This is a genomic window from Streptomyces antimicrobicus (genome assembly GCF_020532625.1).
Taxonomy (GTDB): Bacteria; Actinomycetota; Actinomycetes; order Streptomycetales; family Streptomycetaceae; genus Streptomyces; species Streptomyces antimicrobicus.
On the sequence record NZ_JAJAUY010000217.1, the window covers coordinates 1 to 6,807 of the forward strand.

General features: G+C 74.2%; 6 protein-coding genes. All 6 read left to right on the plus strand.

All coding sequences use genetic code 11. The features are described 5' to 3' along the window. Positions 1-293 precede the first annotated feature (293 nt). A complete protein-coding gene (locus LG632_RS29110) occupies positions 294-1,061 on the plus strand; it encodes a GntR family transcriptional regulator (protein WP_226730868.1) in 768 nt (255 codons plus the stop codon). A gap of 108 nt (positions 1,062-1,169) precedes the next feature. Further along, positions 1,170-1,397, plus strand: coding sequence for a 4Fe-4S dicluster domain-containing protein (locus LG632_RS29115; RefSeq protein ID WP_125741086.1), 228 nt, complete (start codon positions 1,170-1,172; stop codon positions 1,395-1,397). A gap of 14 nt (positions 1,398-1,411) precedes the next feature. Next, a complete protein-coding gene (locus tag LG632_RS29120; RefSeq protein ID WP_226730871.1) occupies positions 1,412-2,782 on the plus strand; it encodes an ABC transporter substrate-binding protein in 1,371 nt (456 codons plus the stop codon). Beyond that, the gene (locus LG632_RS29125) at positions 2,779-3,669 is read left to right on the plus strand and encodes an ABC transporter permease (protein ID WP_226730873.1); all 891 of its coding nucleotides are present in this window, start codon (positions 2,779-2,781) and stop codon (positions 3,667-3,669) included. The genes LG632_RS29120 and LG632_RS29125 overlap by 4 nt, the downstream gene beginning before the upstream one ends. A gap of 116 nt (positions 3,670-3,785) precedes the next feature. Then, a complete protein-coding gene (locus LG632_RS29130; protein ID WP_226730874.1) occupies positions 3,786-4,496 on the plus strand; it encodes an ABC transporter ATP-binding protein in 711 nt (236 codons plus the stop codon). 38 nt (positions 4,497-4,534) lie between these two features. Further along, positions 4,535-6,807 (plus strand): fumarate reductase/succinate dehydrogenase flavoprotein subunit (locus LG632_RS29135; RefSeq protein WP_226730876.1); only part of this gene is annotated, 2,273 nt, incomplete at its 3' end.

Genomic DNA, 6,807 nt, shown 5'->3' on the forward strand with positions numbered 1-6,807 from the left:
CAGCAGCCCGACCTGACCGGCATCTACGACCTCACCCTGCTCAACAAGGTGCTGCGGGCCGCCGGCAAGCCCGAGGTCGCCGACGCCGGTCTCGGCGCCAAGTAGGCCGCGCGCCCCGTCGTGCCCCCCGGGCGGCGGCGACCGCGGTCGCGGTGGAGCGGATCTCGCCACGCGGTGGCGGATCTCGCCCGCCCCCCTGTGAAACCGCAGGTCGCAGCCCCGCGGGGGGCACGACGGGTGGCGCAATACTGCGGCAACACCATCCGGATCGCTCCCCGGGTACGTTCCCTTCCATGCCAGCCGAATCCACCCCCGCCGCCCGACCGGTCGCCGCCGCGCGCCGCCGGCGGCTGCGTGCGGACCGGGCCCGGCAGCTCGCCGACCTGCTGCGCCACCAGATCCTCGCGGGCGGCTTCCCCGGTGGCGTCCTCCCCCTGGAGGACGCCATCGCCGCCGACTACCGGACCTCTCGCAACACCGTGCGGCAGGCACTGGACCTGCTGCGCGGTGAGCGGCTCGTCGACCGCCATCCCGGGGTGGGCACCGTGGTGGTGTGCGAGAAGTACCCGCACGGCCTGGACCGCCTCCAGGGCCTGGCCGAAACGCTGCACGAGCACGGCCGGGTGACGAACGAGGTCCGTACCGTCGGGCCCGTCACCGCCCCGGGCCCGGTCGCCCACCGGCTGGGCCTGCCCGAGCACAGCGAGGTGCTCTGCATCGAGCGGCTGCGCCGCCTGGGCGGTCTGCCCCTGTCCCTCGACGTGTCCTACCTGCCCATGGACGTGGGCGGCGAACTACTCGGCTGCGACCTGGAGAACACGGACGTGTTCCGGCTCCTGGAGTCGCTGACCGGCGGCCCGCTGGGTCATGCCGAGATCAGGCTGGAGGCCGTCAACGCCGACGCGCACTCCGCCGCCGTGCTGCAGGCCCCGCGCGGGGCCGCCGTCCTGATGCTGGAACGGCTGACCCGACTGCCCGACGGCCGGCCGGTGGACCTGGAGTTCATCCGGTTCCGCGGCGACCGCATCACCATGAGCGGTGTGCTGCACCGCTCATGGTGAGACGTGGCCCGCGCCCTCTCCCCCGCCTCACCCTCTCTCCGCTCTCTCCTTTTTCTCCTCTCCCCGTCCTCGTGTTCCCCCGCCCCCGCCGGGCCCTTGGAGACCGCCATGCCCCTTGTTCCGCAGCGCGCCGACGTGCCCGTGACCATCGACGAATCCAAGTGCATCGACGGCTGCACGCTCTGCGTCGACATGTGTCCGCTCGACTCGCTCGCGATCCGCGAGGACAACGGCAAGGCGTACATGCACGTGGACGAGTGCTGGTACTGCGGCCCCTGCGCGGCCCGCTGCCCCACCGGCGCGGTCACCGTCAACATGCCCTACCTGCTCCGGTGAAAGGCCGAACTCCCATGAACAGCCCGAGACGTGCACTGCGTCCGCTCCGTCCACTGCGGCCGCTCCTGCCGCTCGCCCTGCTGCTCCCGCTGACCGCCGCCTGCGGCACCTCGGCCGGCGCGACCGGCGGGACCGCCCCGAAGACCGTCACGGTGACGGTCGGCTACCAGTCGAAGACCATCAACACCGTGACCGCCGGCACCCTGCTGCGCTCCCTCGGCTACTTCGAGGAGGAACTGCGGGCCCGCGGGAAGAAGGACGGCACCACCTACAAGGTCGAGTGGCAGGACTACGCGACCGGGGCGCCCATCACCGCCCAGATGACCGCCGGGAAGGTCGACATCGGCTCGATGGGCGACTTCCCCCTGCTGCTCAACGCGGCCCGCGGCAAGGAGCTCAAGCAGCCGACCCGCCTGGTGGCGGTCACCGGCTACAACCTGCGCGGCGGACTGAACACGGTGGTCGCCGCCCCGGGTTCGGCCGTCCGGTCGCTGGCCGACCTGCGTGGCAAGCGGGTCTCCACCAGTGTCGGTTCGGCCGCCGACGGCACCCTCGTCCGAGCCCTGCAACGGGCGGGGATCGACCCCGCCAAGGACATCCAGAAGCTCAACCAGCAACCCAGCGTGGGCGCTTCGGCCCTGGCCGCGGGCAGCGCGGACGCGCTCTCCCAGTTCGTGGCCTGGCCCGGCCAGCTCGCCTTCGAGGGGCGGGCCGTGGCCGTGTACGACGGCGCGGAACTGAACCTGCCGACCTTCCACGGCGTCACCGTCCGGGAGAAGTTCGCGAAGGAACGGGCCGGGGTCCTCGACGACTTCCTCAAGGCGCAGCGGCGGGCCACGGACCACCTCCGCGAGCACCCGGTCGCGGCAGCGGAGTCGGTCGCCAAGGACACCGGGCTGCCGCCCGAGGTGGTGTACCTCTACAACGGCGCCAACGGCATCGCCACCTTCGACCCGGAACTGCGCCCCGAGCTGATCGCCGCGTTGAAGGAGGACGTGCCGGTCCTCAGGTCGGCCGCGCTGGTGGGCGACGTCGACGTGGACGCCTTCGTCGACCCGGCGCCCCTGAAGCGGGCCGTCCAGGCTCCGGCCTACCCGACGGCGTCCGCGGCCAAGCCGGAACTGTGGGTGAAGGGACAGAAGACCACCCTGACGTTCGAGACGCCCAAGGAGCTGCTGAAGGCCGCCAGGGGCGCCGACGTACGGGCCGCGTACGTGCCGGACGCGGTGACCGGCACCCTGTGGTTCGCCGACAAGGCGGTGTGGGTGGCCGACGGCACGGAGCTGCGCGCCTTCGTCACACCGGCCGGTGCGCAGCGGTACGTCGACGGTCGGGCGGGGGCCCGGATCGTCCGCTACGCGGAGGCCGTGGAGCTGGCGTCATGACGGCGGGGCGCCGGCTGCTGCGCGCCGCCTCGCTGGCCGCGGCCCTGGGGCTGTGGCAGCTGCTGACCTCCTGGGACGTCAACCTGTGGCTGCGGTTCGAGCAGTTCCCGACGGCGGGCGAGGTGGCCGCCGCGCTCGCCGACCGTCTGCGGACGGTGCCGTACTGGCAGGACCTGGGCCACAGCCTGCGCCGGATCGTGCTGGGCTTCGTGCTCGCCGCGGTGCTGGGCGTGGGCGTGGGTACGGCGGTCGCCCGGTCCCGGTGGGCCGCAGACCTGCTGGGTCCGCTGCTGGAGGTGGTGCGGCCGGTGCCGGCCATCGCCCTGGTCCCGATCGCCATCCTGCTGCTGCCGACCAACGAGCAGGGCATCGTGTTCATCACCTTCGCCGCCGCCTTCTTCCCGGTCGTGGTCTCGACCCGGCACGCGGTCCGGGCGCTCGCCCCGGTGTGGGAGGAGGCCGTCCTCACCCTGGGGGGCGGGCGGCTGCGGGTGTTGTTCTCGGTGGTGCTGCCCGGCGCCCTGCCGGGCGTCTTCGGCGGCCTGTCGGTGGGGATCGGCGTCTCCTGGATCTGTGTGATCTCCGCGGAGATGATCTCCGGCGAGTACGGCGTGGGCTACCGGACGTGGCAGGACTACACCGTCGTCGACTACCCCGGGGTCTTCGTCGGCATGGTCACCATCGGGGCCCTCGGCTGGCTCACCTCCACCGCGGTGGAGCTGGTGGGCCGTCGGGCCACCGCGTGGCTGCCCCGCCCGGCCGGGCGGGCGGCCTCCCCGGCGGCGTTCCGCGGCGGCGGTCGCTCCCCCGCGCGCCGCGGCAGGGAACTCGCCGCCGCCCCCTCCACGGCCCTCGCGGCCGCTCCCCGGAAGGAGCCGGTCCCTTGAGCAGCGCGACCCCGGCCACCGCGTCCCCGGACAGCGTTCCCCCGGCAACCCCGACCCCGGCCACTCCGACCGCGGACAGCGCGTCCCCGGACAGCGCGTCCCCGGCCACCGGAGCCGTGCTCACCCTCCAGGACGTACGGCTCGGCCACGCCGACGGCCCCGCCCTGCCCGGCACCGTCACGCTGCGCGTCGCACCCGGTGAGCTGCTGGCCGTGGTGGGGCCCTCCGGCTGCGGGAAGTCCACGCTGCTGCGCACCCTCGCGGGGCTGCTGCCCCCGCGGCAGGGGCGGGTCGCGCAGGACGGCCGGGCGATCGCCGGGCCCGCCGCGGACCGGGCGCTGGTCTTCCAGGAGGACGCCCTGCTGCCCTGGCGCACCGTCCGCGCCAACGTGGAACTGCCCTTGGCGATCCGCGGGATGCCCCGCGCCGAACGGCGCGGGTGCGCGGCCGACTGGCTGGACCGGGTCGGTCTGGCCGAGCACGCCCGCAAACTGCCGCGGCAGTTGTCCGGCGGTCAGCGCCAGCGCGTCCAGCTGGCCCGCGCGCTGGCCGGCCGGCCCCGGGCGGTCCTGATGGACGAACCCTTCGGCGCGCTCGACGCGCACACCCGGGCGGGGATGCAGGACCTGCTCGTGGACATCCTGCGCGGCACGGGCGCGACCGTCGTCTTCGTCACCCACGACGTGGACGAGGCCCTGCACCTCGGAGACCGGGTCGCCCTCATGGGCACCGGCGAGGTGCTGGACGTACCGCACCCGCGCCGCCGCGACGCGCAGCACGAACCCGGCACCGCCGCACTGCGCCGCCGCATCCTCGCATCCCTCTAGAACCGTCGAAAGGCCCCCTCGTGGATCCCGTGGACCCCGTGGACACCCTGGTGGACGCTCCGCTGACCGTCCCCGCCCTCGCCGACGCCACCGAACTCTCCTGTGACGTCCTGGTCATCGGCGGGGGGACCGCCGGCACCATGGCCGCGCTGACCGCCGCCGGGCGCGGGGCGCGGGTGCTGCTGCTGGAGAAGGCGCACGTACGGCACTCCGGCGCGCTGGCCATGGGCATGGACGGGGTCAACAACGCGATCGTTCCGGGCCGGGCCGAGCCCGACGACTACGTCGCCGAGATCACCCGGGCCAACGACGGCGTGGTGGACCAGTCCACCGTCCGGCAGACCGCCACCCGCGGCTTCGCGATGGTCCAGCGCCTGGAGTCGTACGGGGTGAAGTTCGAGAAGGACGAGCACGGCGAGTACGCGGTCCGCCAGGTCCACCGGTCCGGCTCGTACGTGCTGCCCATGCCGGAGGGCAAGGACGTCAAGAAGGTCCTCTACCGGCAGCTGCGGCGCCGCGAGATGCGCGAGCGGATCCGGATCGAGAACCGGGTCATGCCGGTCCGGGTGCTCACCCACCCCGACGACGGCCGGGCGATCGGCGCGGCCGGGTTCCACACCCGCACCGGGGAGTTCGTCACGGTGCGCGCGGGCGCGGTGATCCTCGCCACGGGTGCCTGCGGCCGGCTGGGACTGCCCGCCTCGGGCTACCTGTACGGGACGTACGAGAACCCGACGAACGCGGGTGACGGCTACGCGATGGCCTATCACGCGGGGGCCGCGCTCACCGGGATCGAGTGCTTCCAGATCAATCCGCTGATCAAGGACTACAACGGGCCGGCGTGCGCGTACGTCGCGAACCCGTTCGGCGGCTACCAGGTGAACCGGCACGGCGAGCGGTTCGTGGAGTCGGACTACTGGTCGGGGCAGATGATGGCCGAGTTCGCGGCCGAACTGGCCTCCGACCGGGGCCCGGTGTACCTCAAGCTCAGCCACCTGCCCGAGGAGACGATCACCGCCGTCGAATCGATCCTGCACACGACGGAGCGGCCCACCCGCGGGACGTTCCACGAAGGCCGCGGCCACGACTACCGCACCCACGACGTCGAGATGCACATCTCGGAGATCGGGCTGTGCGGCGGGCACTCCGCCTCCGGGGTCCGCGTGGACGCGCACGCCCGCACCACCGTGCCCCGGCTGTACGCGGCGGGCGACCTGGCCTGCGTCCCGCACAACTACATGATCGGCGCCTTCGTCTTCGGCGACCTGGCCGGCGAGGACGCGGCGCGCTACCGGGTCTACGAGGGCGAACTGCCGCAGGACCAGCTGGCCGAGGCCCACGAGCTCGTCTACCGGCCGCTGCGCAGTCCCGACGGACCTCCGCAGCCCCAGGTGGAGTACAAGCTGCGGCGGTTCGTCAACGACTACGTGGCCCCGCCCAAGACGGGGGCGAAGCTGTCCCTGGCGGTGGAGGCGTTCACCCGCATGTCGCAGGAGATCGCGGGGATGGGGGCGCGGACGGCGCACGAGTTGATGCGGTGCGCCGAGGTGAGCTTCATCCGGGACTGCGCCGAGATGGCCGCCCGCGCCTCACTCGCCCGCACCGAGTCCCGCTGGGGGCTGTACCACGAGCGGCTGGACCACCCCGAGCGCGCCGACGCCGACTGGCTGCACCACCTGGACCTGCGCAAGTCGGCCTCCGGGGCGATGGAGTTCACCGCGCGGCCCGTCGAACCGTACAGCGTCCCGGTGCCGGAGTTCGCTCCGGCGGCGGGGCCCGAGCGCCTGCTGGGCGAGGTGGCACCGCTGCCGATGGCCACGGCCGGCCCCCGGGAGGCCGCACCGGCCGCCCGGGGCACCGCGCCCGCGGCCGCGCCGGCGGGGCTCGCGCCCCCCCCGACCCAGGGCCGCGCGGCCCCCGACCCCGCCCTGCTGCGCCTGCTCTCCCTCGCCGAGGAGTCCCCCGACCTGGACGCGCTGCGGCCCTACCTGGCGGACGCCGATCCCGAGGTGCGGGCCGCGGCGGTGGCGGCCCTCGGCGAGACCGCGCCGGCCGGCACCGGCCCCGCGCTCGCCGCGTGCCTGCGGGACGCCGAACCCCGCGTCCGGGCCGCCGCCGCGGCCACGCTGCGCGAGCTCGTGGAGGTGCTGCCTGCCGAGGCGGAGCTGGCACAGGCGCTGCGGGCGGCGCTCGACGTGGACGACGCGGCCGTCCGGGCGGCCGCGCTCGACGTCCTGCGGGCGCTGCGGCTGGGCGACGCCGGGGTGTACGCCGCGGCGCTGCGCGACCCCGACACCGAGGTGCGCACCGG